Below are 22,062 nucleotides of genomic sequence, written 5' to 3'. Positions count from 1 at the left end.
AGCCGCCGTCCCGGCGACTCCTTGACCGCCGATGCATGACGGCTAGTGTTCAGCGGGTCAGGCATCGGAGGTTCGGCATGAAGCACGTCGTACTCGGGCTGCTCGCCGCCGGTCCGGCCCACGGCTACGAGCTGCACCGCCGGTACGACGAGCTGTTCGCCGAGGCCGGCGTCGAGGTCAACATCGGCCAGATCTACGTCACGCTCGGCCGGCTGGAGCGCGACGGTCTGGTCAGCCACAGCACCGAGTCGAGCGGCCCACGGCGCGATCGCAAGGTCTACCGACTGACCGAGGCCGGCGCCAAGCAGCTTCGGGAGTGGGTCACCGAGCCCTCGGAGACCCCGCTGGTGAAGCCGGACGTCCTGCTCCGCCTCGTCACCGCCCGGCTCGCCGCCGTCCTGCTCCCCGACCTCGATCCGCACACGGTCATCGCCGACCACCGTCAGCGCTGCCTGGAGGCGCTGCGGGATCTCGACCGGCAGGCGGCCCGGGCCACCCCCGCCAGCGTCGGCGGCCTGCTGGTGCAGGCGACCGCGCTGCACCTGCAGGCCGAACTCCGCTGGCTGGAGGCGTGTCAGCAACAGCTCACCCGACTCGAGCTGAGGACCTCGTGGAACGGAGAGCGCGATGAGTGACCCGGTGCTGCGCGCCACGGCGTTGACCCGGACCTACCACGACGGCGCCCGGCCCCGGCCCGCGCTGCGGGACGTCTCACTCGAGGTGGCCCGGGGTGACTGGGTCGCGGTCACCGGACCGAGCGGCTGCGGCAAGTCCACGCTGCTGCACCTGCTCGGAGGGCTGGACCGCCCGGACGGCGGCGAGGTGTGGCTCGCCGGCCGGCGGCTGGACGACCGCTCCGAGAGCGCCCGTGCGCGGCTGCGCCGCCGGCACGTGGGCGTCGTCTTCCAGTTTTTCAACCTCGTACCGACCATGACGGCGGTCGGGAACGTCGAACTCCCCCTGCTGCTCGCCGGCGTCGGGCGGCGCGAGGCCCGACGGCGGGCACTGGCGATCCTCGACGAGCTGGGCGTCGCCGAGATCGCGGACGCGACACCGTCGGGGCTCTCGGGCGGGCAACAGCAGCGGGTGGCGCTGGCCCGGGCCGTGGTGCACCGTCCCGACGTCCTCCTCGCCGACGAGCCCACCGGTGCCCTGGACTCGGGCTCCGCCGAGGTCGTACTCGACCTGCTCCGGCGCCGGCACGCCGCCGGGCAGACCATCGTCCTGGTCACCCACGACCACCGGGTGGCGGCCGCCGCCGACCGGGTCGTGACCATGCTGGACGGACAGCTCGTCGACGAACGGAGGCTCGGGGACCCGGCCCGGCGGCCGGCGACGTACGCCAACCTGCTCGGGCTGGAGGGGTGACCGGTGTTCGCCCTGCTCCGCCTCGCGCTGGCCGGGATCCGGGGCGGTAACCGCGCGGTCGCCCTGGCCACCGTCCTGGTGGCGGCGCTGGCCACCGCCGGTATCGTCGCCGGCCTCACGGTGCGGAGCCAGGCCGGCCCGCTGGTGGACCGGGCCTACCGGGAGGCGGGCCGGCCCGACCTGGTCGTCTACGGCGACCCGGACGTCCTGGAGCGGCTGCGCCGGGATCCGGCCTTCGTGGCCGCCTCGCCCGTCGTCCGGTACGTCGAGGCCACCGTGCCGCTGCGCGGGGAACCGGTCGAGGCCCGGGTCGACGCCCGGACCGGTGACGGCGCCACGCCCGGCCGACCGCTGCTCCGGGACGGCCGCTGGCCGACCCCGAACGCCCCGGACGAGGTCGTTTTCGATCAGGCCGCCGCAGCGGCGGCCGGGCTCCGGGTCGGCGACCGGGTGGACGTCCGGGTCGCGGGCCGGACGGCGACGCTGACCGTGGTCGGCATCGCCGTCGACCTGACCGACTGCTTCCACCCGGACTGCGATCCGATCCGGCTCCTGGTCGACCCCGCCGCGCTGGCCCGGCTGGCGCCGGATCCCGCCCGGTGGGACGCGCTGGTCGTCGGCCGGCTCGCCGAGCCGGCGGACGCCGACGGCGTGGCCGCCCGCCTTCTCGACACCGACGGCGTCGACACCGTCCAGACCTGGGGAGACACCCGGGACGACCTCCTGATCCGGGACCGGCTCTTCGGCGCCTCGCTGGCGGCGTTCGGCCTCGTCGTCCTGCTCGCCGCCGGGTTCGTGGCCGCCGGCACCGCCACCGCCCGGCTGCTCGCCCGACGGCGGGAGATCGCGCTGCTGGCCGCGGTCGGGTACACCGGCCGGCAGCTCGTCGCCGGCCTGGTCGGCGAGACCCTGCTCCTCGGTGCCGCCGGCGTCCTCGCCGGTGGGGTCGCCGGCAGCCTGCTCGCGCCGTACCTCCAGGTGGGGCTGGCCGACGGCCTGGGCCGGCCCGGCCCGCGGGTGGCGCCGGCGTTGCTGCTCGGTTCCGCCGCCGCGGTCGCGCTGATCCTCGCGGCGGCGACCCTGCTGCCGGCGTGGCGCGCGGTCCGGTACCCCGCCGTCGAGGCGCTGCGGGACCATCCACCCCGCGCCGTCACCCCGGCCCGGCTCGCCCGGCTCGTCGACCGGCTGCCGCTCGATCCCGCCCACCGGTACGGCCTCGGCGTCGTCCTCGCCCGCCCCGGCCGGTCGGCGCTCACCGTCGGCGCGCTCGCGGTCGCCGTCGCGGCGCTCGTCGTCGGCGCCGGGTTCGCCGTCACCCTGGCCGGGCTGACCGCCGATCCGGCCCGCACCGGCGAGCCGTACGACGCGGTCGTGGTGCCGACGCACGGCGCGGATCCGGCGGAGCTGGCGGCGGCGCTCTCCGCCGCACCCGAGGTGGCGGGCTGGTACAGCCGGATCGACCGGCCGGCCCGGCTCGGCGACCAGACGTTTCTGTCCCGGGCGGTCGGCGGCGACCCCGGGCACGCCCGATTCGTCATCCGGGAGGGGCGGGCCCTGCGCGCGGCCGGCGAGGCGATCGTCGGGTACGGCCTACTGCGCCGCCTCGACCTGCGGATCGGCGACACCGTGACGGTCCGGGCCGGCGACACCCCGCTCACCCTCACCGTCGTCGGCTGGTACCTGGAGACCGAGGACGCCGGCGAGCTGCTGCTGTACCGGGCGGAACAGCTTCCCGGGACGCCTCCCGACGCCTTCCTGGTCTCCGGCCACCCCGGCGGTACGCCCCGGGCGCTCGCCGCCGCGCTCCGCGACCGCCTCGGCACCTCCGCCACGGTACGCGCCCGGGAGACCGACCCCGACGACCTCCGCGCCTTCACCACGGCGATGCGGCTGATGACCGCGCTCGTCCTTGCCGTCGGCCTCGCCCACCTCGGTGCCGCGATGCTGAGCGGCGCCCGGGAACGGTCGCGGGCGCTCGGGGTGCTGCGGGCCGTCGGGTTCACCGTGCGACAGAGCGTCGTCCAGTCGGCCGCCGGGGGCGCCGCGCTCGGTCTGGTGGCCGGACTCGTCGGCCTGCCGGTGGGCCTGCTCGCCCACCGCGTGCTCGCCGACCGCGTCACGGTCGGCCTGGGCGTCGGGCCGGGTCTCGCCGAGACCCCGCCGGCCGCCCTGCTCGGTGCGATCGTCCCGGTCAGCGTCCTGGCCGGGGCGGTCGTCGGCGCCCTCGCCGCCGGCCGGCTCGCCCGGCGTCCCGCGTCCGAACTGGTACGCGGGGAGTGATCCGGGCGAGCCGGGCCGGGACCGTCAGCTCCGGCGGAAGGCGTAGTTGCGGATCGTCGGCGTCGCCTTACCCCGCCCCACACCGTTGAATCGGGCTCCGCCGCGCAGCGGCGGGTTGGCGACCGGCGTGGCCCGTCGCCCGCTCCCGGCGTCCGCCGGCAGCCCGACGCCGAACGCCGGGACGGCCACCGGTCCGCCGCCGGCCGGGGTCGCCGCGGCCGGGGTCGCCGCGGCCGGGCCGACTCCCTGCCCGCCCGTGCTCTGGTACGCCCCGGACGGGCCGCGTCGCGCCTTCCGATCCCCCGTGGACTTTCGCTTCTTGGCAGCCATGCCGTGCCTCCTCCTGCTCGAAGCCACGCCGCAGCGCGGCAGCGGCTGTCGCGGAAACGGACGATGCCCCGGGAGTCCCGGCACGATGGAACGCCGAATCGGGAGAACGTGACGGACGCCCGGAGCGCCAGACACCGCACGCGGACGCGGCGGGTCGGCTCGGATTCGACGGGCGTCAGTAGCGCATGGCGCGATCGTAATCACCCGGTGCCGGAACCCGCAGCCGAATTTGTCGTTCCGGCGATCCCGCGCTCCGGCACCGCCGGCCCGCCCGGGTACGGGCAGGAGCCGCGTCCGGGCGGGGTACGAGGCGACGAGCCGCACCACCGGGTCACGACACGGCGGCCCGGCCGGTCGGGGGCGACCCGGCGGGGCGACTCAGGAGTTGGCCGACTCCGGTGCGACCGGGTTGGGCAGCGCGCCCCCGAACCGGCGGTCCCGCTGCGCGTACAGCTCGCAGGCGTACCAGAGGTGCCGGCGGTCGAAGTCGGGCCAGAGCGTGTCCAGGAAGACCAACTCGGCGTACGCGCTCTGCCAGAGCATGAAGTTGGAGATCCGCTGCTCGCCGGAGGGGCGCAGGAACAGATCGACCTCGGGAACCTCCGGGTGGTAGAGGTACCGCGCGATCATCTTCTCGTTCACCTTCGCCGGGTCGACCCGGCCGGCGGCGACGTCCCGGGCGATCGCGGCGGCGGCGTCGGCGATCTCGGCCTGGCCGCCGTAGTTGACACAGAACTGGAGCGTCAGCGTCGAGTTGCCCCGGGACATCTCCTCGGCCGTCTGCAGCTCCGAGATCACGCTCTTCCAGAGCCGCCCGGCCCGGCCGGACCAGAGCACCCGGACCCCGAGCTCCACCAACTGGTCCCGGCGGCGCCGGATGACGTCCCGGTTGAACCCCATCAGGAAGCGCACCTCCTCCGGGGAACGCCGCCAGTTCTCGGTGGAGAAGGCGTACGCCGTCAGATAGGGGATCCCGATCTCGATCGCGCCCTCGATCGTGTCGAAGAGGGAGAACTCGCCCTGCTCGTGCCCCTTGGTCCGGGGCAGCCCCCGCTGCTTGGCCCACCGGCCGTTCCCGTCCATCACGATCGCCACGTGGCGGGGCAGCGCCTCGGGAGGCAGCGCGGGTGGCCGGGCACCGGACGGGTGCGGGCTTGGCGGGACGGGTTGTCGACGTACTCCCCTGGTCGTCGCTCGACTCACTGCGGTTCCTTCGCTGCTGCGTCCCTCGGGCCGGTCGTTCCTCTGTCAACCAGCGGCAACGAGCGTAACCCCCGCTCCAGATGCCACTGCAGGTGCGCCGCCACCAGGCCGCTGCACTCCCGACGGTGCGCCGGATCGGCCTGGTCGGCGGTGCGCCAGTCGCCCGAGACGAGCGCGGCCATCAGCTCCAGGGTGGCCGGCGCCGGGTGGGCCGCGCCGGGCGGCCGGCAGTCCGGACAGACACACCCCCCGGCGGGTACGGAGAAGGCCGCGTGCCGGCCCGGCGTACCGCAGACGGCACACGCGACCAGGGCGGGCGCCCAGCCGGCCAGCGCCATCCCACGCAGCAGGTACGCGTCGAGCACCAGGGTCGTGGCGTGCTCCCCCGCCGCGAGGGCGCGCAGCCCGCCCAGGGTGAGCTGGAACAGCCGCAGCGACGGCTCCCGCTCCACCGGGGTGAGCCGTTCCGCGGTCTCCGCGATCGCGCTGGCCGCCGTGTACCGGGGATAGTCGCCGACGAGCCGCTTCCCGTAGAGTGCGATGGCCTCGACCTGGCCGATGCTGTGCAGCGAACTGCCCTGCTGCCCCGTCGGATCGCCGGCGAGCTGGAGGTCGACGTGGCCGAACGGCTCCAGCCGGGCGCCGAACCGGGACGTGGTCCGCCGTACGCCCCGGGCCACCGCCCGGATCCGGCCGTGTCGCCGGGTCAGCAGGGTGATGATCCGATCGGACTCGCCGAGTTTCTGCACGCGGAGCACCACCGCGTCGTCGCGGTAGAGCTGGCGGCGGTACCCGGGCACCCGCCCATTCTTCCCTGCCGGCCGACACCCGCCACGCCGCGGTCGGTCCCCCGGCCGCACCGGCGCCGGCACCGATCGCGCTCCTCCATCGGGGTCGGCTCAGGGTGCTCCCCCGTCCCACAGGGGGGTTACCCCCGGATGTCGATCGCCCCGTACCACCGTAGCCTGCGGTCATGCCAACCAGCCGGACCTTCGTCGTTGCCGTCGCCGGGCTCGTCGCCCTCGCCGTGCTCACCGCCTGTGATCCCCTCGAGACCTTCGAGGAACGCCGCCTCGACTTCACCGACACCGAGCAGGACCAGATCACCGAGATCAGGCTCTCCCCGGGTGCCGGGGACCTGACCGTGCGGACCGGCACCGCGTCGGGGGTGGAGATCAAGCGAGTGGTCCGGTACCGGGGCGAGGGAAACCCGGACGAGGCGACCTACCGGATCGAGGGCACCACCCTCCACCTCGCCACCGACTGCGGCCCGCAGTGCAGCGTCTCGTACCAGGTCGTCGCCCCGAAGGGCGTGGCGGTCCGCGGCGAGAACGGTTCCGGCGACGTGTCGTTGACCGACGTCGCGGAGGTGGACCTGAGGGTCGGCGCCGGCGACATCAGGGTCTCCGGCGCCAGCGGGGCGGTCCGGGCCGAGACCGGTTCGGGCGACATCACCCTCAGCCGGATCTCGGGACCGGTCACCGCGCACGCCGACGCGGGCAACGTCGAGGGACGCGATCTCGGGAACGGAAAGGTGCAGGTGGAGACGGGGTCCGGCGACATCACCCTGACCCTGGCCACGGTCGGGTCGGTGGAGGCTCGGGCATCGAGCGGCTCGATCGAGCTCCGCGTCCCGGCCGGAAGCTACCGGGTACGGACCAGTCCGGACATCCCCGACTCCCAGATCGAGGTGCGCGACGACCCGACCGCGACCGAGGTGCTCGACGTCTGGGCCGACAGCGGCGACGTCACGATCCGGCAGATCTGACCGGGCGCGCCACCGCGCCGCAGGGTGGCTCCCGGCCATGCGACACACCAGGCACACCGCGCCCGGGGCGATCGCACCGGGCGGACAGGTCGACGGACCGGGTCAGGTCCCACCGGCCCACGGTGCGGTCGGTCACCGGCCAAGCCGCCGCCGGACCTTCTCCTTCAGCCTCTCGGGCGCGTCCGACTCCAGCAGGCGCGGCAGCAACTCGGGTTCGAGCGTCCAGGCCCGGAAGCCCTCCGCGACGGTCACCCCGTGCGCCGGCCGGTGCACCACCGTCACCTCGTCACCGGCCCGCACCTCGCCCGGCTCGACGACCCGCAGGTACGCCCCGGGCCGGGCCTCCCGGGTGAACCGCTTGATCCAGTGCGGCTCGGCCATCACGAGCTGGAACGTGGCGCACGGGATGCGGGCGAAGGTGACCTGGAGCACCAGCGTCGCGCCGATCCGCCAACGCTCGCCGAGGAGCGCCCCGTTGACGTCGACCCCGACCGTGGTGAGGTTGTCGCCGAAGACACCACCGGGCAGCGTCCGACCCAGCTCCCTCTCCCACCAGTCGTAGTCTTCCCGGGCGTACGCGTACACCGCCTGGTCGTCACCGCCGTGGTGCTCCACGTCGAAGATCTGGTCGCCGACCAGCCCGCTGCCCAGCCCGACCGTCTTCGGACCCGGGGCCCGGACCTGCACCGGGCCCTCCACCGGCCGCTTCAGGATGCCGGTGACCCCGACCGCCTTGGCGCTGTTCGGCATCGGTACGGCCAGGTGCACCGACAGGATGCTGCCCATCCGCTCCTCCCCCGGCGTCGGCGGCACCGTCCGTCTCAGAACCCGAGCTTGCGGAGCTGCTTCGGATCCCGTTGCCAGTCCTTGGCGACCCGGACATGCAGGTCGAGATAGATCCGGGTGCCGAGCAGCTCCTCGATCTGCTGCCGGGCCCGGGTGCCGACCTCCTTGAGCCGGCTGCCCCGGGCGCCGATCACGATCGCCTTCTGGCTCGGGCGTTCGACGTACACGTCGGCGTAGACCTTCGTCAGCCGCCCCTCCCGAATCATCTCCTCGACCACCACCGCGATCGAGTGCGGCAGCTCGTCCCGGACCCCCTCCAGCGCCGCCTCCCGGATCAGCTCGGCGACCAGGACCTGCTCCGGCTCGTCGGTGAGCATGTCGTCGGGGTAGAGCTGTGGCGAGGGCGGCAGGTACCGGGTCATCACGTCGACCAGGGTCTCGACCTGGTACCCGGAGACCGCGCTGACCGGGACGACCTCGGCGAAGTCGCCCAGCTTGCTGACCGCGAGCAGCTGCTCGGCCAGCCGCTTCCGGTCGACCAGGTCGGCCTTGGTCACCACCGCCAGCACCGTGGCCTTCGACCCGGCCAGCTCACCGCTGATGAACCGGTCGCCACGCCCGATCGCCTCGTCGGCCGGCAGGCAGAGGCCGATCACGTCGACCTCGCTCCAGGTGTGCCGGACCAGGTCGTTGAGGCGCTCGCCGAGCAGCGTACGGGGTCGGTGCAGGCCGGGCGTGTCCACCAGGACGAGCTGCGCGTTCGGACGGTGCAGGACGGCCCGGATCACGTGCCGGGTGGTCTGCGGCTTGTTCGAGGTGATGGCGATCTTCTGCCCGACGATCGCGTTGGTCAGCGTCGACTTGCCGGCGTTGGGGCGACCGACGAAGCAGGCGAACCCGGCCCGGTAGCCGTCCGCCTCGCGGCCCGCCGTCACTCGACCACCGTGCCGAGCACGGTGCCGTCCGGGGCGGCCACGTGGATCGGCGCGTCGGCCGACAGGTCCCGGACGGCGGCGTGCCCGGCCCCGTCCAGGGTCGACGCCTCGGTGACCACCGCCCCGGCCTCCAGGCGGGTGGCGCCGGCGGCGACCGCCGACGCGACCGCCAACTGGAGGGCGGTGATGGTCAGTGAGGGCAGCGAGACACTGGCGGCGGCGTAGGTACGGCCGTCCTGGTCGCGGACGGCCGCGCCCTCGACCGCGCCGATCCGCGCCCGCGCGCCGCGGGCCAGGACCACCAGCTTGGCGTCCTCGGCCGTCAGCTCGGCGGCCGCCGGGGCGGCGGGAGACAGCCCGGCCGGGGCAGCCGGGGCGGCAGCAGACGACTCAGGCATCAGCGGGTTGCCTCTCCTCGGACCGGGAGTGCTCCTCCCGGGTTGGCTGTTCGGCCCGGAACTCGGGCCCGGCCTCGCGGTCGGAGGCACGGACCGGGTCGTGGTCGTGGTCCCGCTCGCGCTGGTCGCGCTCGCGGTCACGCTGGTCCGCCGCGCTCACCCGGCGGACCAGCACGGAGTCGATGTGGTTGCGGCGGCCGGTGGTCCCCTCGGCGAGGAGTCGGAGCCCGTTCACCTCGGCCTCGGCCCCGGGGATGGGGACCCGGCCGAGCGCCTGGGCGAGCAGGCCGCCGACGGTCTCCACCTCGTCGGCCGGCAACTCCACGTCGAACAGCTCGCCGAGGGTCTCGACCGGCAGCCGGGCGGTGACCCGCACCTCGCCGTCGTCGAGCCGCTCCACCGGCGGCCGTTCGACGTCGTACTCGTCGGTGATCTCGCCGACGATCTCCTCGAGGATGTCCTCGATGGTAACCAGGCCACCGGTGCCGCCGTACTCGTCCACGACGATCACCATGTGGGTCCGGGCCGCCTGCATCTCGGAGAGGAGGTCGTCGACCGGCTTCGACTCGGGCACGAAGGTCGCCGTCCGCATCACCTCGGCCACCGCGCGGTCGTTGGCGTCCGGGTCGCCGCCCTGGGTCTGCCGGATGACGTCCTTGAGGTAGAGCACCCCGAGCACGTCGTCGACGCTCTCCCCGATGACCGGAATCCGGGAGAAACCGGAGCGGAGGAAGAGCGTCAGCGCCTGCGGCAGCCGCTTGTGCGCCTCGATCCAGACCATCTCGGTACGCGGCACCATGACCTCGCGGACGATGGTGTCGCCGAGCGCGAAGACCGAATGGATCATCTGTCGCTCGCCGTGCTCGACCACCCCGCGCTGCTCCGCCAGGTCGACCAGCTCCCGCAGCTCGATCTGGGTGGCGAACGGCCCCTCCCGGAAGCCACGCCCCGGCGTCACCGCGTTGCCGATCAGGATGAGCAGCGAGGCGAGCGGGTTGAGCACCCGCCCGAGCCAGCGGACCAGCGGAGCCGTGATCCGGCCGACCGCGTACGCGTGCTGCCGGCCGATGGTGCGCGGCGCGACCCCGACGACGACGAAGCTGACCACCGTCATCGCACCGGCGGTGATCAGCGCCGCCGTCACGCCGGCGCCGAAGGTGTCGACCGCGACCAGCGCGACGAGGACGGTGGCGGTCAGCTCGCAGAGCAGGCGGAGCAACAGCAGCAGATTGATGTGTCGGACCGCGTCCGCGGCGACGATCTGGAGGGTGCGGGCTCCACGGACGCCGTCGCGGGCGAGCTCGCCGGCCTGCGCCGGGGAGACGGCGCCGAGCGCCGCGTCCGCCATCGCGAAGATGCCGGCGAGGACGACCAGCGCGGCGGCGACGAGCAGCAGCTGGAGGTCGGGAAGGCCGGCCGTCGGGGCGCCCGCCGCCACCAGCGGTACGGGCGGCGCGGCCAGCACGGCTAAGTGACCGGGCATCAGTGCACCCGGCTCGCGCGCCAGCCGTCCAGGAGGCGGGCCTGTAGCGCGAACATCTCCCGCTCCTCCTCCGGCTCTGCATGGTCGTAGCCGAGCAGGTGCAGCACACCGTGCACGGTCAACAGGTGCAGCTCGTCGGCGGCCGAGTGCCCGGCGACCGCGGCCTGTCTGGCGGCCACCTCCGGGCAGAGCACGATGTCGCCGAGGAGCGCCGGCTCCCCGCCGTTCGCCTCGCCGGGGCCGTGGTCGACGCTTCCCTCGTCCATGGGGAAGGCGAGGACGTCGGTGGGCCCGTCGCCGCCCATCCAGCGGTGGTTGAGCTCGGACATGTAGTCGACGTCGACGAGCAGTATCGACAGCTCGGCGAGGGAGTTGACCCCCATCTCGTCGAGGGCGTACCGGGCGACGGCGAGCACCGCGTCGGTGTCGACCGTCGTACCCGACTCGTTGGCGATCTCTATGGACAACTGGTTCCCCTGATGTCAGCGGCGCCGGCCAGCCCGGCCGCCGTGAGCGGCACGGCCCGGCACGGCGTGCACGCCCTGGCCCTGCTGCTGTGACTCCCGCTCGGCGTCCCACCGCGCGTACGCGTCCACGATGTCGCTCACCAGCCGGTGCCGGACCACGTCGGAGCTGGAGAGCTGGGCGAAGTGCACGTCCTCGACGCCGGCCAGGATCTGCTGGATCGCGTGCAACCCGCTCGTCGTCCCGCCGGGCAGGTCGACCTGGGTGATGTCGCCGGTCACCACGATCTTGGAGCCGAAGCCCAGCCGGGTGAGGAACATCTTCATCTGCTCGGGCGTGGTGTTCTGCGCCTCGTCCAGGATGATGAACGCGTCGTTGAGCGTGTTGTGCGTGACCAGGAAGTCGTCGGTGACGTACAGCGAGTCCTCCGCCGCGACCTGGATGCACATCGTCTCCTGCACCCCGGCCGGAACGATCGAGTCGACGAAACGCCGGGGTCGGCCGCCCCCGTGCTGCTCGTACAGCCGACGCTTCTGGGACAGGCGGAACGGCGGGACACCGTCCGGCAGCCGGATGTCCAGCACGTGGGCGTCGGACGGAACCGGACGGCCGTCGACGAGGCGGGGCTCGCCTCCCTCGGCCTCCGGGGCCCGCTGGTAGGCGATGCCGCCGAGCGACTGGACCAGATAGACGACGTCGTCGCGCAGGCGGGTGGAGGTCGTCGTGAACCGCACCCGGCAGGTGCGCCCGACCTGGCGGGCCGAGCCCGCGTCCGTGTCCAGCAACCCCTGGAGAACGGCCAGCCGAACGTCAACACTGTTGCGCTGGTAGACCTCGGGCACGAACACCGTCCCGACCAGGTTCAGCTCACGCAGTGCGACCGTCGCCGGGTTCGCGACGAGCACCCCGCCCCGGTGACCGTCGCCGCGCCGGGGGCCGTCGACGGTGCTCGTACCGGCCAGCGCGAGGTCGGCGAACGCGTCCGCACCCGCACCGACACGTGCCAGATCCGCCGTGGCGACCTCCGGGATCCGCCCCGAGATGGCGCCGTTGCCGAGCAGCAGGCCGAGCGCGTACGGGTCGAGCGGAACCTCCGCCGGCTCCAGCTGGACCGGCGCCACGACCGGGAGTTCGTACCGGTGGGTGGGGCCCTGCCGCTCCAGGCCCATCATCTCCCGCGTCTCCAGCGTGCGTCGGCGCCCGCGCCGCCGGTCCTCGGGGGTCACGACGGTCCAGAGGTGCTCACCGCAGCAGACGGTGGACGCCCCGTCCTGGGTGGTGACCCGGTAGACCTGCTTGGGCCCCTGCGGGTAGATGCCGATCACCGGCGTGGGCGTCCCGTCCGAGCCGATGACCAGGTCGCCGATCCGGAGCGACCCGAACGGCTTGAACCCCTCCGGCGTCAGGACCCGCGCGTCGTACGGCTGCGCCCGCCCCCGCATGTACGCCAGCGGGGCGACCTCGATCGTCCCGGCGGCCATGAGCTTCGGGATGGACTCGGGGTCGAGCATGTCGTGCAGCGCGTCGTAGAGCGGACGCAGGTACGGGTCGATCTTCTCCGACAGCGTGCCGGGCAGGAAGCCGAGCCGCTCACCCGCCTCGACCGCCGGCCGGGTCAGGATGATCCGGTTGACCTGCTTGGCCTGGAGCGCCTGGACGGCCTTCGCCATCGCCAGGTACGTCTTTCCGGTACCGGCCGGCCCGATCCCGAAGATGATCGTGTTCTGGTCGATCGCGTCGACGTACCGCTTCTGACCCAGGGTCTTGGGTCGGATGGTCCGTCCGCGCCGAGACAGGATGTTGAGCGTCAACACCTCGGCCGGGCGCTCGGTGGCGCCCTGCTCGATCATGCCGAGGGTACGCCGGACGGCGTCGGTGGTCAGGGTCTCGCCTTTCTCGATCAACTCGAGCAGCTCGGTGAAGAGCCGCTCGGCGAACGCGTTGTCACCGGGGGCGCCGGTGAGGGTGATCTCATTGCCCCGGACGTGAACGTCACTGGTGATCGACCGCTCGATGAGTCGCAGGATCTCGTCGCCCGCGCCGAGCAGATTAACCATGATCTTGGGGTCCGGGACCGTGATCCTGGTCTGTGCCCGGGTCTGCCCGGGAGGTGGGGTACCGGTCATGGGTCGGGCCTGCGCCCTGTGCCACCTGCTCTCGATCTCAATGCCGCGCCGGGGTGACGCGGCGTGCGGACGTTGCCGTCATCGTATCCGTTCAACGCCGACGGTAGGCTGCCCATTTCCGCCGGTCTTCCCCGACCCGGTCGGGTACCCAAAACCGGTCAACGGGACGGCGAACTCCGTCCGACACCAGGAGAGGCGATCGGGAACACCTCCGGCGGGACCGGCCACGGCGCACCGGGAGATCCGCTCGCCCGAACGACGCGGGGCCGCTCAGCCCCGACGAAAGTCGAACCGGTCGAACGTCTCCTGGTGCCGGGTGAACCGGTACGTCGCCCAGTGCATCATGATCACGTTGCCCTGGTCGTCCCGGGTGAGCCGGAGGAGTTCCCCGGCCTCCCGGCCCGAGACGGTACGCAGCACGTCCGGGCGGTCCGGCAGCGGCACGAAGACCGCGGGCGGCCGCCCGACGGGGTCGCCGACGCCCCGGGCCCGCAGGGTTCCGTCCCGCCAGAAGAAGACATACTCGAACCCCTCGCCCCGCCAGTGGCCGAGCAGTCCCCGGTACGCCTCGGGCGCGGGCTCGCCCGGGGTCCAGGGCTCGATGTCGGCCGGGTCACCCTCGGCGGAGGCGGCAAGCAGCTGGTGGACCAGCTCGTGGACGGCGGTGCCGGTGCCGGAGGACCCGAGGACCGCGCAGCCCAGCGCCGCCGGGGTACCGGTGCCGCCCCGCCGGCCGTAGACGCTGGCGAGGAAGCCGGGCATCGCGCCGTCGTGCCCGACGTGCGTGATCCGCTCACCACCGGCCGTACGCGACCCGGTCGGCCCGGTCTGCGGCACCAGGATCAGGCCGAGCCCGAACCCGACGGACCAGAGCGCCTCGTCGGTGGTCGTCAGCGGCCAGCGCATCTCGTCCAGGGTCGCGGGACTCAGCACCGCGCCGTCCGGGTCCACCGTCGCCGGGTCGGCGAGGAAGGCCGCCCAGCGCGCCATGTCCGGCGCGGTGCTCCAGAGCTGGCCGGCCGGCCCGAGCGCGCCGAGGTCGGTGTTCGGCTCCGGCCGGGCGTGGTCGGAGTACGCGTCGACCAGGAACCCGGTCGCCGCGTCCGGCGGCGGGGTCGGGGTGGTGTCGGCGAGCCCGAGCGGACGGAGGATCCGGTCGGCGAGCACCTCGGCCCAGGTGCCGCCGCGGAGCCGGGCGACGGCCTGTCCGAGCAGCGCGACCCCGAGGTTCGAGTAGTGGAACCGGCGGGCCGGCGGCAGCACCCGCTCGGCCCGGGCCAGGTCGGCGAGGAATTCGGCCAGCTCCGGGGTGTGCAGGGTGTCCCAGACGTCGCCGTACGGCTCGCGTTGCAGGCCGGAGGTGTGCGACAGCAGCCGGCGGATCGTCGCCGTACCGTGCGCCGGGACGTCGAGGTGCGCCGAGATCGGGTCGTCGAGGTCGAGCAGGCCGTCGTCACGACACTGCAGGACGAGGACCGCGGTGAAGGTCTTGGTGACCGAGCCGATCCGGAAGGCGGTCCGCTCGGTGAGCGGGGCCGCGTTGCCGGTGGTGCCGACGGTGCAGGTCCAGAGCGGCCGGTCCGCCCGGTGCAGGGCGACGGAGACCGCCGGGATCCGGGACTCCGCCTGCGCCTGCCGGACCATCCGCTCGTACCGTCGGCTCATCTCGGTCATGTCCCGCCCCCTCGTCGTTCCTCGACCGCCATCGACCGCTCACCGGCCTCCGTTCGTCCCCTCGCCGCCGGCGGCGAGGGGACGGGCGCGTCAAGATCAGTGATGATATCGGGCTGCGGGCGCGGTCTCCGGCGGGACCTGCGTCGCCGTGGGCACGGGGTGCCGGCGACGTCTGCCCCGGCCGGCGAGGCGGCGGGTCCGCCCGCCGGGCGTCGGACTCAGCGGCGCCGGGTCAGCGGGCACGCATCGGCCCCAGCGGCTCGCCGCCCAGCACGTGCGCGTGCGCGTGGAAGACCTCCTGCCCGCCGTACGGACCGGTGTTGAAGATCAATCGGAAGCCGTCGGCGCGGAGCCCTTCGCTCTCCGCCACCGCCGCCGCCGTGCCGAGCACCTCACCGGCCAGCGCCGGGTTCGCCTGGGCCAGGGTCACGACGTCCGCATGGTGCTCCTTCGGAATCACCAGCACGTGCACCGGCGCCTGCGGGTTGATGTCCCGGAAGGCCAGGGTGGTGTCGGTTTCCCGGACCACGGTCGCCGGGATCTCCCCGGCGACGATCCGGCAGAACAGGCAGTCGCTTCCGCTCTCCATGCCCCGCATCGTAGGGGTGTCGCCCGGCCACGGCCGCACGCCCACCCGCGCCGCCGCCCGACCACCGACGACGCGGCCCCGGTCGAACCACCGCCGCGGCATTGGCTCTGTCTCCGCCCCGTAGGGCCCCCGATCATCGACCTCGTGACCGCCTTCGCCCCAAGCGCCATGACCACGCTGATCGACGCTCCGGTCCGCTACGACCTGGCCGAGAGCACCTGTCCGCCGCTCAGCGTCGGCGACCTCGCCGACGGCGCCGCGCTCGCACGGCTGAGGCTCGACTACGGCACCTCCCGGGGAGACGCCGAGCTGCGCGCGCTGATCGCCGCGGACGTCGGCGTCACGGCCGAGCAGGTGCTGGTGACGGTCGGCGCGATCGAGGCGATGTTCCTGCTGGCCCAGGTCACCTGCGTACCCGGCGACCGGGTGCTGGTGGCGACACCCTGCTTCCCGCCGGCCCGGAGCATTCCCGAGGGGCTCGGGATGCGGGTCGACGTGGTGCCGCTGGCGTTCGACGACGGATACCGGTTGCCGCTGGACCGGTTCGCCCAGGCCCTCACACCGCAGACCCGCCTGGTCTCCCTGGCGTCGCCGCAGAACCCGTCGGGGGTCCGGTTCACCGAGGCGGAACTCGCGGCGGTGCTCGCCGCGGTGGCGGAACGCGCGCCACGGGCGGTCGTCCTGGTCGACGAGACCTACCGGGCGTCCACCTACGGCGCCGCCCCGGTGCCGCGGTCGGCGGCGGCGATGTCGCCGCGGATCGCCACCTGCTCCTCCCTCTCCAAGGCGCACGGCGCCCCCGGGCTGCGGCTCGGGTGGTTGACCACGACCGACGCCGAGCTGTACGAGCAGCTCCGGGCGGCCAAGTTCCACAGCACGATCGCCTGCTCGACCGTTGACGAGTTCCTCGCCGCGCAGGTCCTCCGGCAGCAGGCCGAGATCCTCACCGCCCGCGCGCGACGGCTGGGGCAGGCCCTCGACGAGCTGCTGCGCTGGGCCCGGGAGCAGCCGGTGGAGATCGTCCCGCCGGACGGCGGCGCCATGTGCTGCCTGCGCCTGCCCGCCGCGCTGTTCTCCGACCACGCCGTCGCCGGCTTCTACGCCCGTCTCGCGGAGCGCGAGGTCCGCGTCGCGCCGGGCTCCTGGTTCGGCGAGGCCGACCGGGTGTTCCGACTCGGTTTCGGTCACCTCCCCGCCAACGACTTCAGTGCGGCGCTCGACCGCCTCGCCGACGCGCTCCGAGCCTGAGGCGCCGACCCCGGACTGGGGCATGATGATCACATGGCAGGACGTGCGGTACTGGTGACGGGGGCATCTCGAGGAATCGGGCGGGCGGTGGCGACCGCATTCGCCCGCAGCGGCGACCGGGTGGCGGTGCACCACCGGGACTCCGCACCGCTGGCCGAGCAGCTCGTCGCCACGCTGCCCGGTGACGGGCACATCGTCGTCCAGGCGGACCTCGCCGACCCGGCCGCGGTGCGGGCCATGGTGGACGAGGCAGCGACGCGGCTCGGCGGGCTCGACGTCCTCGTCAACAACGCCGGGGTCTTCGGCGGCCCGGACGACCCGCACCCGATCTTCGAGACCTCCTACGAGCAGTGGCAGCAGCAGTGGCGCCGGATCCTCGACGTCAACCTGCTCGGCGCGGCGAACGCCATCTGGTGCGCGGCGCCGTACCTGCGCGAGCGGCGCGGCCGGATCGTCAACGTCTCGTCCCGCGGAGCCTTCCGGGGCGAGCCGACCCAGCCGGCGTACGGCGCCAGCAAGGCGGCGCTGAACTCGCTCGGCCAGTCGCTGGCGGTGGCCCTCGCGCCGTACGGCATCGCGGTCGCCACCGTCGCGCCGGGCTTCGTCGAGACCGACATGACCAACGAGCACCTCAAGGCGCCGCGCGGCGACGCGATCCGGGCACAGAGCCCGTTCAACCGGGTGGCCCGGCCGGAGGAGATCGCGGCGGCGGTGCACTGGCTCGCCTCGCCGGAGGCGGAGTGGGCCTCCGGCGCGATCGTCGACCTCAACGGCGCCTCCTACCTGAGGACCTGAGAACCATCCATCGACTACGATCGAGGTCGTGCACCCTGTGACGCCCGAGGCGGCGATCGAGCGGGCGCTGGCCGCGCTGGACCTGGAGACGAAGGTACGCCTCCTCTCCGGGCAGGACTTCTGGACACTGCCGGCGATCCCCCGCGTCGGCCTCGGCTCGCTGGTGATGTCGGACGGCCCGATCGGCGTCCGCGGCGTCCGGTGGGCCCCGGAGCACCCGTCGGTCGCGCTGCCGAGCCCGACCGCGCTCGCCGCCACCTGGGATCCGGACCTGGCCCGCCGCGCCGGCCGGCTGCTCGCCGCCGAGTGCCGGCGCCGCGGCATCCACCTGCTGCTCGCCCCGACCGTCAACCTGCACCGCAGCCCGCTCGGCGGCCGGCACTTCGAGTGCTACTCCGAGGATCCGCTGCTCACCGCCGAGATCGGCGTGGGATACGTCACCGGGCTTCAGGAATCGGGCGTGGGAGCCACGGTGAAGCACCTGGTCGCCAACGACTCGGAGACCGACCGGCTCACCGTCGACGTCCGGGTCTCCGACCGGGCGCTTCGAGAGCTCTACCTCGTCCCGTTCGAACGGATCGTCGCCGCCGGCGTCTGGGCGGTGATGGCGGCGTACAACGGCGTCAACGGCGCGACGATGACGGAACATCGTCCGCTCCTGCACGACCTGCTGAAGGAGGAATGGGGCTTCGACGGAGTGGTCGTCTCCGACTGGACCGCCGCGCGGAGCACGGTGGCCAGCGCGAACGCCGGGCTCGACGTGGTGATGCCCGCGGCCGGCGACCCGTGGGGCGCGGCGCTGGTCGCCGCCGTCCGCGCCGGCGAGGTCGCCGAGGCGACCGTCGACGACAAGGTACGCCGGGTGCTCCGGCTCGCCGCCCGGGTCGGGTTGCTCGACGGCGTACCCCCGGCGGTGGACCCGGCCGCGGCGCCCACCCCGCCGGACGGCGCGGCGCTCGCCCGGGAGATCGCGACCCGCTCGTTCGTGCTCGCCCGCAACATCGACAATCTCCTGCCCCTGGACGCCGGGCGGCTGCGCCGGATCGCGGTCCTCGGCGCGCTCGCCGATGACGCGCGGATCCAGGGCGGCGGCAGCGCCCAGGTCCTGCCGCCGCACGTGGTGTCCCCGCTCGCCGGGCTGGCCGCCGCGCTGCCCGGGGTGGCGATCGAGTACGCCGTCGGCGCCGATCCCCGGCCCCGGCTGCGCCCGGCCGGCGGTCCCGGCTGGGGCCCGATCACCGCGACGCTGCGGACCGCCGACGGTCGGGTGTTGTACCAGGCGACGCTGGAGCGCGCCACGGTGCGGTGGATGGGGGACCTGCCCGTCGGAGTAGCCCCCGCCGAGCTGGCCCACGTCGAACTCACCGCCCGGTACACGCCGCGCCGAAGCGGACGGCACCGCTTCGCCATCACCGGTTTCGGCGACCTCACGCTCTCCGTCGGCGGCGCCGAGCTCTTCTCCGGCCCGTTGTACGACGAGGGCGACGACCCGACGACGATCTTCCTCACCACCGTCGAGCGCCGGTTCGAGGTGCCGCTCACCGCGGGTCGGCCGGTCGAGGTACGACTCACCCAGCGGATGGCGGACGGGCGACACGGCTTCGTGTCCCTCGGACTCGGCCACGCCGCGCCGGAGAGGACCGGCCCGGAGCAGGCCGCGGCGGGCGGAGCAGACCCGGAGCGGGCCGGGACGGACAGGATCGACCCTGACGAGGCGGCGGAGGCGCTGCTGGCCGAGGCGGTCCGGGTCGCGGCCGACGCCGACGTGGCGGTGGTGGTGGTCGGCACCACCGAGGAGGTGGAGTCGGAGGGCTTCGACCGGACGACGCTGAGCCTGCCCGGCCGGCAGGACGAGCTGGTCCGGCGCGTGGCGGCGGCCAACCCGCGTACGGTCGTGGTGGTGAACAGCGGCTCCCCGGTGCTGATGCCGTGGGTCGACGAGGTGGCGGCGATCCTGCTCACCTGGTTCCCCGGCCAGGAGGCGGGGCACGCCCTCGCCGACGTCCTGCTCGGCGTGGCCGAGCCCGGCGGGCGGCTTCCCACCACCTGGCCGCGCCGCCCCGAGGACTGCCCGGCGCTGGACGTCACCCCGGTCGACGGCGTCCTGCACTACGTCGACGACGTCTTCGTCGGCTACCGCGGGTGGCGGGCCGAACCGCTCTTCCCGTTCGGGCACGGATCCGGCTACACCGACTGGGAGTACCGCGCCCTCTCCGTCGAGGAGGAAGCTGGCGGACCGGTCGCGGTGGTCACCGTCGCCAACGTCGGCGCCCGGCCCGGTGCCGAGGTGGTGCAGGTGTACGTCGGCCCGGAGATCGCCGAGCCGGACCGTCCGGTACGCTGGCTCGCCGGTTTCGCCCGGGTCGTCGCCGAGCCGGGTCGGTCGGTCACCGTACGGGTGCCGCTGCCGGCTCGGACGGTGCAGGTCTGGACGCCCGAGGGCTGGCGTACCCGGCCCGGCCGGTATCGGGTCGAGGCGGCCCGCAGCGTCGCCGATCGCCGGCTGACCGCGTCACTGGTCGTCTGAGGGCGGCCCGACCGGGTCGCGGTCGGTGGGCGACGGGGGGTCGCGCGTCGGGGCGGGTGGGCGCCGCCCAGGGGCGCCTCACCAGGCGCCGCCCAGGGGCGCCTCACCAGCGGCCGAGCCGGGTCGAGAGGACGGCGAGCGCGGCGGTCCCGGCGGTGGAGGTCCGGAGCACCTCGGCGCCGAGCCGGACCGGCACCCCGCCGGCCTCGCGCAGCACGGCCAGCTCCTCCGGGGCGATCCCGCCCTCCGGGCCGACCACCAGCACGATCTCGCCGCCCGACGGCAGGTCCACGGCGGAGAGCCGCTCCTCGGCCTCCTCGTGCAGCACGAAGGCGGCAGCCGCCGCGCCGGTCCGGGCCGCCACGTCGGCCAGCGGTACCGCCGGCGCCGTCGTGGTCCCACCGATGGCCGGCAGCCAGGAGCGGCGGGCCTGCTTGGCCGCCTCGCGGGCCGTCGCGATCCAGCGGTCCCGGGCCCGCGCTCCGCGGTCGGCGCGCCACTGCACCACGGAGCGGGCCGCCGCCCAGGGGACGATCTCGTCCACCCCGACCTCGGTCATCGCCTGGACCGCCAGTTCGGCCCGATCGCCCTTGGGCAGGCCCTGGACCACGACGAGCCGCGGGTCGGGGGCGGCGACGTACCGCCGGTCGGTGATGGAGCAGGTCAGGGTGCCGCGGCCGACGCTGACGACGACGGCGGACGCGAGGCCGCCCCGGCCGTCGGCGAGCAGAAGCTTCTCGCCGGTACGGAGCCGTTGCACCGTCGCGGCGTGGTGCCCCTCCGGCCCGTCGAGCGTGACGACATCCCCCGGCGGAAGCGGCTCGACCAGGAACAGCGGCGCACTCACGCCGAGCAGGTTAGCCGACCGCCGGACGGTGACCGGAGCGCGCCGAGGGATCAGCCGTACGTGCCGGAATCAGCCGTGGCCGTTGAAGGCGTCGCGCATCCGGGAGAAGAAGCCGCCCTGCTTGGTGAGCTCGGCGACCTCCTCGCCCCGGCTCTTGGCGAACTCCCGCAGGAGCCGCTCCTGCTCGGCGTCGAGCTTCGTCGGGGTCCGAACGTCGAGGTGGACGAAGAGGTCACCCCGGCCGGTGCCGCGCAGGTGCGGTACGCCCCGACCGCGCAGCCGCAGCGTCGATCCGGGCTGGGTGCCCGGCTTGACGTCGACCGTTTCCTCGCTGTCCAGGGTCTTGATGGTGAGTCGGGTGCCGAGTGCCGCCGCGGTCATCGGGACCGTGACCCGGCAGTGCAGGTCGTCGCCCTTGCGGGAGTAGACGTCGTGCGGACGCTCGTGGATCTCCACGTACAGGTCGCCGGCGGTGCCGCCGCCGGGGCCGACCTCGCCCTGCTGGGCGAGCCGGATCCGCATGCCGTCCTCGACCCCCGCCGGGATCTTGACCGTCAGCGAGCGCCGGGTCCGAACCCGGCCGTCACCGGCGCAGGTCGGGCAGGGGTGCGGGATGATCGTGCCGTAGCCCTGGCAGACCGTGCAGGGCCGGGACGAGACCACCTGACCGAGGAAGGTGCGCTGCACCGACTGGACCTCGCCGCGGCCGCCGCACGCCTCGCAGGTGGCGAGGTGGGTGCCGGGCGCGGTCCCGGCGCCGGAACAGGTGGTGCAGAGGACCGCCGTGTCGACGGTGATCGGCGCCTCGACGCCGAACGCGGTCTCGTGGAGGTCCAGCTCGAGCCGGAGGATGGCGTCGGCACCGGGACGGGTCCGGGGTCGGGGCCCCCGGGAGCCGCCGGCGGCACCGAAGAACGCGTCCATGATGTCCTGAAAACCGACGAACGGCCCGCCGGCACCGCCCGGCCCCGGCGCGCCCCCGCCACCGGGTGCGAGCGGGTCACCACCAAGATCGACGATCTGCCGCTTCTGGGCGTCGGAGAGGACCTCGTACGCGGCGTTGATGTCCTTGAACTTCTCGTGTGCCTCCGGATCCGGATTGATGTCCGGGTGGTACTGCCGGGCCAGCTTGCGGTATGCGCGCTTGATCTCGTCCTCGGAGGCGTCCCGGCTGACACCGAGAATCCCGTAGTAGTCCCTGGCCACTGCGTTCCGTGTCCTCATGTCTGTCTCGCGTTAC

At 74.0% G+C, this 22,062-nt stretch carries 20 protein-coding genes; 7 read left to right on the top strand and 13 right to left on the bottom strand.

Translation table 11 applies throughout. The features are described from left to right. Nucleotides 1-77 precede the first annotated feature (77 nt). From EF879_RS24170 to EF879_RS24160, 3 genes are read left to right on the top strand one after another with little or no spacing between them, the layout of a single operon-like run. The gene (locus EF879_RS24170) at nt 78-635 is read left to right on the top strand and encodes a PadR family transcriptional regulator (protein ID WP_123562455.1); all 558 of its coding nucleotides are present in this window, start codon (nt 78-80) and stop codon (nt 633-635) included. Beyond that, a complete protein-coding gene (locus EF879_RS24165) occupies nt 628-1,368 on the top strand; it encodes an ABC transporter ATP-binding protein (RefSeq protein ID WP_123562453.1) in 741 nt (246 codons plus the stop codon). Before EF879_RS24170 ends, EF879_RS24165 begins: the two co-directional genes overlap by 8 nt. Before the next feature lie 3 nt (nt 1,369-1,371). Continuing rightward, nucleotides 1,372-3,648, top strand: coding sequence for an ABC transporter permease (locus EF879_RS24160; protein ID WP_123562451.1), 2,277 nt, complete (start codon nt 1,372-1,374; stop codon nt 3,646-3,648). Nucleotides 3,649-3,672: 24 nt separating this feature from the next. On the opposite strand, the gene EF879_RS24155 is transcribed toward EF879_RS24160, so the two are convergent. The 3 genes from EF879_RS24155 to recO form a co-directional block, all read right to left on the bottom strand. Then, nucleotides 3,673-3,978, bottom strand: coding sequence for a hypothetical protein (locus EF879_RS24155; RefSeq protein ID WP_123562449.1), 306 nt, complete (start codon nt 3,976-3,978; stop codon nt 3,673-3,675). 378 nt (nt 3,979-4,356) lie between these two features. Then, nucleotides 4,357-5,181 carry an isoprenyl transferase gene (locus EF879_RS24150; protein ID WP_123562447.1) on the bottom strand — a complete coding sequence of 275 codons (825 nt, stop codon included), beginning with the start codon at nt 5,179-5,181 and terminating at the stop codon, nt 4,357-4,359. Continuing rightward, nucleotides 5,178-5,981 carry a DNA repair protein RecO gene (gene recO / locus EF879_RS24145; protein WP_123562445.1) on the bottom strand — a complete coding sequence of 268 codons (804 nt, stop codon included), beginning with the start codon at nt 5,979-5,981 and terminating at the stop codon, nt 5,178-5,180. The genes EF879_RS24150 and recO overlap by 4 nt, the downstream gene beginning before the upstream one ends. Nucleotides 5,982-6,154: 173 nt before the next feature. Here recO and EF879_RS24140 point away from each other — a divergent pair, with 173 nt between their 5' ends. Then, the gene (locus tag EF879_RS24140; protein WP_123562443.1) at nt 6,155-6,949 is read left to right on the top strand and encodes a DUF4097 family beta strand repeat-containing protein; all 795 of its coding nucleotides are present in this window, start codon (nt 6,155-6,157) and stop codon (nt 6,947-6,949) included. A gap of 132 nt (nt 6,950-7,081) precedes the next feature. Here EF879_RS24140 and EF879_RS24135 read toward each other — a convergent pair whose 3' ends face one another. The 8 genes from EF879_RS24135 to EF879_RS24100 all read right to left on the bottom strand — a co-directional run bounded on the left by EF879_RS24135 (nt 7,082) and on the right by EF879_RS24100 (nt 15,405). Further along, on the bottom strand, nt 7,082-7,735 hold the full coding sequence (locus tag EF879_RS24135) for an MOSC domain-containing protein (RefSeq protein WP_123562441.1): 654 nt from the start codon (nt 7,733-7,735) through the stop codon (nt 7,082-7,084). 35 nt (nt 7,736-7,770) lie between these two features. After that, nucleotides 7,771-8,670 carry a GTPase Era gene (gene era / locus EF879_RS24130; RefSeq protein ID WP_123562439.1) on the bottom strand — a complete coding sequence of 300 codons (900 nt, stop codon included), beginning with the start codon at nt 8,668-8,670 and terminating at the stop codon, nt 7,771-7,773. Next, on the bottom strand, nt 8,667-9,068 hold the full coding sequence (locus EF879_RS24125) for a cytidine deaminase (RefSeq protein WP_123562437.1): 402 nt from the start codon (nt 9,066-9,068) through the stop codon (nt 8,667-8,669). Before EF879_RS24125 ends, era begins: the two co-directional genes overlap by 4 nt. Then, a complete protein-coding gene (locus EF879_RS24120; RefSeq protein WP_370375554.1) occupies nt 9,061-10,551 on the bottom strand; it encodes a hemolysin family protein in 1,491 nt (496 codons plus the stop codon). The genes EF879_RS24125 and EF879_RS24120 overlap by 8 nt, the downstream gene beginning before the upstream one ends. Beyond that, nucleotides 10,551-11,018: an rRNA maturation RNase YbeY gene (gene ybeY, locus EF879_RS24115; RefSeq protein ID WP_123562435.1), complete on the bottom strand. Its 468-nt coding sequence runs from the start codon at nt 11,016-11,018 to the stop codon at nt 10,551-10,553. The genes EF879_RS24120 and ybeY overlap by 1 nt, the downstream gene beginning before the upstream one ends. Before the next feature lie 15 nt (nt 11,019-11,033). After that, on the bottom strand, nt 11,034-13,142 hold the full coding sequence (locus tag EF879_RS28905; protein WP_123562433.1) for a PhoH family protein: 2,109 nt from the start codon (nt 13,140-13,142) through the stop codon (nt 11,034-11,036). Between the two features lie 270 nt (nt 13,143-13,412). Then, on the bottom strand, nt 13,413-14,816 hold the full coding sequence (locus EF879_RS24105; protein WP_123562431.1) for a serine hydrolase: 1,404 nt from the start codon (nt 14,814-14,816) through the stop codon (nt 13,413-13,415). Nucleotides 14,817-15,048: 232 nt separating this feature from the next. Continuing rightward, entirely contained in the window at nt 15,049-15,405 is a 357-nt protein-coding gene (locus EF879_RS24100; protein WP_123562539.1) for a histidine triad nucleotide-binding protein, read from the bottom strand. A 144-nt stretch (nt 15,406-15,549) separates the two neighbouring features. Between EF879_RS24100 and EF879_RS24095 the strand changes: the two genes are divergently transcribed. Genes EF879_RS24095 through EF879_RS24085 form a run of 3 tightly spaced genes read left to right on the top strand, consistent with a single transcriptional unit; the run spans nt 15,550 to nt 19,975 of the window. Next, nucleotides 15,550-16,653 carry a pyridoxal phosphate-dependent aminotransferase gene (locus tag EF879_RS24095; RefSeq protein WP_199736591.1) on the top strand — a complete coding sequence of 368 codons (1,104 nt, stop codon included), beginning with the start codon at nt 15,550-15,552 and terminating at the stop codon, nt 16,651-16,653. A gap of 33 nt (nt 16,654-16,686) precedes the next feature. Continuing rightward, nucleotides 16,687-17,448, top strand: coding sequence for an SDR family NAD(P)-dependent oxidoreductase (locus EF879_RS24090; RefSeq protein ID WP_123562427.1), 762 nt, complete (start codon nt 16,687-16,689; stop codon nt 17,446-17,448). A 28-nt stretch (nt 17,449-17,476) separates the two neighbouring features. Next, on the top strand, nt 17,477-19,975 hold the full coding sequence (locus EF879_RS24085; protein WP_233604712.1) for a beta-glucosidase: 2,499 nt from the start codon (nt 17,477-17,479) through the stop codon (nt 19,973-19,975). Between the two features lie 103 nt (nt 19,976-20,078). On the opposite strand, the gene EF879_RS24080 is transcribed toward EF879_RS24085, so the two are convergent. Then, the gene (locus tag EF879_RS24080) at nt 20,079-20,822 is read right to left on the bottom strand and encodes a 16S rRNA (uracil(1498)-N(3))-methyltransferase (protein ID WP_123562423.1); all 744 of its coding nucleotides are present in this window, start codon (nt 20,820-20,822) and stop codon (nt 20,079-20,081) included. Between the two features lie 69 nt (nt 20,823-20,891). Beyond that, on the bottom strand, nt 20,892-22,028 hold the full coding sequence (gene dnaJ, locus EF879_RS24075; RefSeq protein WP_199736593.1) for a molecular chaperone DnaJ: 1,137 nt from the start codon (nt 22,026-22,028) through the stop codon (nt 20,892-20,894). Nucleotides 22,029-22,062 lie beyond the last annotated feature (34 nt).

The organism is Micromonospora sp. HM5-17, assembly GCF_003762835.1.
Lineage (GTDB): Bacteria > Actinomycetota > Actinomycetes > Mycobacteriales > Micromonosporaceae > Plantactinospora.
This window is presented reverse-complemented; position numbering and strand designations above follow the sequence as displayed.

What these genes read in the sequence shown, in the direction of transcription:
- EF879_RS28905 (WP_123562433.1), bottom strand. Translation starts at nt 13,142, where the DNA reads ATGACCGGTACCCCACCTCCCGGGCAGACCCGGGCACAGACCAGGATC.
- EF879_RS24155 (WP_123562449.1), bottom strand. Translation starts at nt 3,978, where the DNA reads ATGGCTGCCAAGAAGCGAAAGTCCACGGGGGATCGGAAGGCGCGACGC.
- EF879_RS24170 (WP_123562455.1), top strand. Translation starts at nt 78, where the DNA reads ATGAAGCACGTCGTACTCGGGCTGCTCGCCGCCGGTCCGGCCCACGGC.
- EF879_RS24135 (WP_123562441.1), bottom strand. Translation starts at nt 7,735, where the DNA reads ATGGGCAGCATCCTGTCGGTGCACCTGGCCGTACCGATGCCGAACAGC.
- EF879_RS24105 (WP_123562431.1), bottom strand. Translation starts at nt 14,816, where the DNA reads ATGACCGAGATGAGCCGACGGTACGAGCGGATGGTCCGGCAGGCGCAG.
- EF879_RS24100 (WP_123562539.1), bottom strand. Translation starts at nt 15,405, where the DNA reads ATGGAGAGCGGAAGCGACTGCCTGTTCTGCCGGATCGTCGCCGGGGAG.
- EF879_RS24125 (WP_123562437.1), bottom strand. Translation starts at nt 9,068, where the DNA reads ATGCCTGAGTCGTCTGCTGCCGCCCCGGCTGCCCCGGCCGGGCTGTCT.
- EF879_RS24120 (WP_370375554.1), bottom strand. Translation starts at nt 10,551, where the DNA reads ATGCCCGGTCACTTAGCCGTGCTGGCCGCGCCGCCCGTACCGCTGGTG.
- EF879_RS24140 (WP_123562443.1), top strand. Translation starts at nt 6,155, where the DNA reads ATGCCAACCAGCCGGACCTTCGTCGTTGCCGTCGCCGGGCTCGTCGCC.
- EF879_RS24165 (WP_123562453.1), top strand. Translation starts at nt 628, where the DNA reads ATGAGTGACCCGGTGCTGCGCGCCACGGCGTTGACCCGGACCTACCAC.
- EF879_RS24090 (WP_123562427.1), top strand. Translation starts at nt 16,687, where the DNA reads ATGGCAGGACGTGCGGTACTGGTGACGGGGGCATCTCGAGGAATCGGG.